This is a genomic window from Bradyrhizobium genomosp. III (assembly GCF_000261705.1).
Lineage (GTDB): Bacteria > Pseudomonadota > Alphaproteobacteria > Rhizobiales > Xanthobacteraceae > Bradyrhizobium > Bradyrhizobium ottawaense.
The window spans coordinates 1-3,076 of the sequence record NZ_AJQF01000491.1; the positions used below are offsets into that span (position 1 = coordinate 1).

4 protein-coding genes and 1 pseudogene are annotated in these 3,076 nt (G+C 63.9%); 1 reads left to right on the forward strand and 4 read right to left on the reverse strand.

What is annotated here, in order from left to right; translation table 11 throughout:
• Both IC66_RS0138495 and IC66_RS0138500 read right to left on the reverse strand, forming a co-directional pair.
• Positions 1-187 (reverse strand): annotated as a pseudogene (locus IC66_RS0138495) (DUF2147 domain-containing protein); the annotation flags it as partial.
• A 247-nt stretch (positions 188-434) separates the two neighbouring features.
• The gene (locus IC66_RS0138500; protein WP_028144584.1) at positions 435-1,214 is read right to left on the reverse strand and encodes a transporter substrate-binding domain-containing protein; all 780 of its coding nucleotides are present in this window, start codon (positions 1,212-1,214) and stop codon (positions 435-437) included.
• Between the two features lie 126 nt (positions 1,215-1,340).
• Between IC66_RS0138500 and IC66_RS0138505 the strand changes: the two genes are divergently transcribed.
• Positions 1,341-1,838, forward strand: coding sequence for a DUF1993 domain-containing protein (locus IC66_RS0138505; protein WP_028144585.1), 498 nt, complete (start codon positions 1,341-1,343; stop codon positions 1,836-1,838).
• 64 nt (positions 1,839-1,902) lie between these two features.
• On the opposite strand, the gene IC66_RS47375 is transcribed toward IC66_RS0138505, so the two are convergent.
• Complete coding sequence (locus IC66_RS47375; RefSeq protein WP_028144586.1) at positions 1,903-2,394, reverse strand: hypothetical protein; 492 nt, start codon at positions 2,392-2,394, stop codon at positions 1,903-1,905.
• Positions 2,395-2,562: 168 nt separating this feature from the next.
• The coding region (locus IC66_RS0138515) for an NAD(P)-dependent oxidoreductase (RefSeq protein WP_038951093.1) at positions 2,563-3,076 on the reverse strand (514 nt) is incomplete at its 5' end.

Below are 3,076 nucleotides of genomic sequence, written 5' to 3' on the forward strand. Positions count from 1 at the left end.
GGGTGGTCTCGTTCTTCTTGGCCTTCTTCGCCTTGCCCTGGCCGGTGTTGTCGTACACGCCCGGAATCTGCACGGTGCCGCGGTCCGGGTCGATGCGGATGGTGCGCCCGCCATATTCGAAGGTGTACTGCGCCTGCGCAGCGGTGCTCGCCAAAAGGAATGCGGCCGTGGCCAACAGCTTCCTCATTTCCATCTCCTGAAAAGGTGGTCCCCGCACCGACGCTTACGCGCCGGCTCGATCGTAAAAAGTGATCTAGATCACTGTCACGGTATGAGTCGTCGTCCTGCGGTTCCGGGTTCAATAGGCCAACAGCCGGTCCAAAGTTTGGCGGGGGCAAGCGACAGGAGGACGCGGCTGGAGCCCATTCAGTTCCGACGCAATCGGGACGGGGCTCTCGTTGCGCGAACCGGTACCCACTTCGTCCGAAAACGCTCTAATCGAACCAGGCGGCGTAGATTTTCCTGTAGCTGCCGTCTTCCATGGAAATGTGCAGCCATTGGTCGACGAAGGCCTTCAACGCCATGTCGCGCTGGAGCCAATAGGCCTTCTCGGAGAAGTCGAACGGCTTTTCGGGATGCACCGCGCAGAGCACGCCGGCGTGCTGCTTCTGCTGGTAGCGCGTCTCGGAGGCGTCCGTCATCATCAGATCGGCGTTGCCCTTGGCGATCTCGTCGAAGATCACGGTATTGTCGGAGAAAACGCTGATCTCGGCGTCCTTGATGTTGGCACGCGCAAAGCGCTCGTTGGTGCCGCCGGGATTGACGATCACGCGGGTGCCCTTCTTGTCGATATCAGGAAGCGTCTGGTACTTGCCGACGTCGGCGCAGCGCGTGATCGGCGTCTTGCCCTCGCGCATGATCGGCGTCGAGAAGAATCCCTTTTTCTGACGATCGAACGTGACCGAGACGCCGCCCATGGCGACGTCGAACTGGTCGGCCTCGAAATCCTTCATCAGCTTCGGCCAGGCCGTCGGCACGAACTCGACCTTGACTCCGAGCGCCTTGCCCAGTGACTCCGCCATGTCGACATCGAAGCCGCTGAACTGCTGCGTCGCCTTGTCCAGATAGGTGAAAGGCTTGTAGTCGCCGGTCATGCCGACGCGCAAGGTGCCGCGCTTGACGATCTCGTCGAGGCGCGAGGGCGCCTGCTGCGCGTGAGCCGAAAGGTTTGCCAGCAACGCCACGGCCGCAGCCACCACGATTCGAACAGCCATCCGAACGATCATCTCTTTTCCACCCCTGCGCGAGCTGTCATTGTGCCGCCCTTGAGGGGTGGATTTAGACCAGATGCCGGTCGCTGGCGAGATGGAATTGAAGGGAATCTGGACGTGACGATCTCGATGTACGAGGCCTCTGTCGGCCTCTTCGTCCCGCATTTGCGCAACCTGTCGGGGCTGCTCGACAAGGGTGTGGCGTATGCGGAGACCCGCAAGTTCAATCCGGCCGTTCTGCTCGGTATGCGGCTGGCCCCGAACATGTACGATCTGGCGCAGCAGGTCGGCGAGGCCTGCCGGCATGCGGTGGTCGCCCCGGCCTTGCTGGCGGAGCTCGAGCCGGTGGCGCTGCCGGCGCTGGAGCACGACATGGCCGGGCTTCAGGCGCGGATCGCAACCTCGATCGAGTTCATCGAAAGCCTGCCGCGCGCGGAGATCGATGCGGCGGCGGAACGGAATGTCTTCTTCAGGCTGAAGAACGGGACCGAGCTGCCCTTCACCGGGCGCGCGCTGCTGCTGACGTTCAGTGTCCCGCAGTTCTTCTTTCACGTCACGACGGCCTACGACCTGCTGCGGCACGCAGGCGTCGAGCTCGTGAAGAAGGATTATCTGGGAAGGAAGTAGTTGCCGAGGCTCGGCGTACACCTCTCCCTTCGGGAAAGGTGTACCGAGACCTCCGGCCGGAGCGCTAGGCTTCGCCCTTGCGCTCGTAATCGGCGAGCGAGCTGCGGCCGGCGATCTCGCTGCGCAGCTGCTCGAAGCGCCTGTTCGCCTCGTCCTGCTGGACGTCGACGAAATGTACCGCGGCCTCGCTGGTCATGGGGCCGCTGACCACGGGCGTGGACTGTTCGCCGATGGTCTCGTGGACGTAATACTGGCCGTCATCGCCGCGATGGACCGTCCATTTCAGGCGGATCGCCACCATGGGCCCGGGCCCGACCTTGCTGTAGCCGTCGGCATCGGTGTGCTCCGGCACCAGCGGCTGTTCCTCGACGACCGGATGCTCGTCGAGAGCCGGCTGTTCGTCGATGACTGCCTGCTCGTCGGAAGCCACATGCTCACGCTCGCCGGCGACCACGATTTCGGTCTCGGTGTGGCGGACGACGAGGACGGGCTCGGGGTGCTCCAGGATGCTGGCGATGGTCGCCAGCGCGTGGTCGGTCGGGTCGATCTCTGACAAGGTCCATCCTCCAGCTCGACGCGGCCGGCCAGTCTGTCCCACTGCCGCCGCGGCCGGGAACATTAGGCGCGTTTGATTAAGGCTGAGTTGGGGCTCGATCTGCACCAAAATGGGACGCATTCTGGCCTTCCGAAGGCGGGTAGATTAATCCGCCCGCCTTCGGCTTGTTCAGCCCAGCACGTCCTGATTGATGATGTTCTGCCTGATGGGATCGCCGTCCAGCACGCTCAGGATATTGCGCGCGGTCTGCTCGCTCATCCGGCTCACCGCCTCCACCGTGACGCCGGCGACGTGCGGGGCGATGATGACGTTGGGCAGCGCGAACAGCGCGTTGCTGACCGGCGGCGGCTCCACCTCGAACACGTCGATGCCGGCGCCGGCGAGCTTGCCGGAGACCAGGGCGTCGTACAGCGCGGCTTCCTTTACGATGCCGCCGCGCGCGGTGTTGATGAGATAGGATTTCGGCTTCATCCGGCGGATCCGCGCCGCATCGAACAGGCCGACCGTTTCCGGCGTCTTTGGGCAGTGGATGGTGACGAAATCGGCGTGAGGCAGCGCGGCGTCGAGGTCGGCGACAGGCTCGCAGCCGGCGGCCTTGATCTCGGCGGCTGGCTTGTAGGGATCGTAGACCTGCACGGTCATTTCCATCGCCAGGCACCGCTTGGCGGTACGGCTGGCGGTG

Coding starts and splice junctions, on each gene's coding strand:
- IC66_RS0138500 (WP_028144584.1), bottom strand. CDS start 1,214: ATGGCTGTTCGAATCGTGGTGGCTGCGGCCGTGGCGTTGCTGGCAAAC.
- IC66_RS0138505 (WP_028144585.1), top strand. CDS start 1,341: ATGTACGAGGCCTCTGTCGGCCTCTTCGTCCCGCATTTGCGCAACCTG.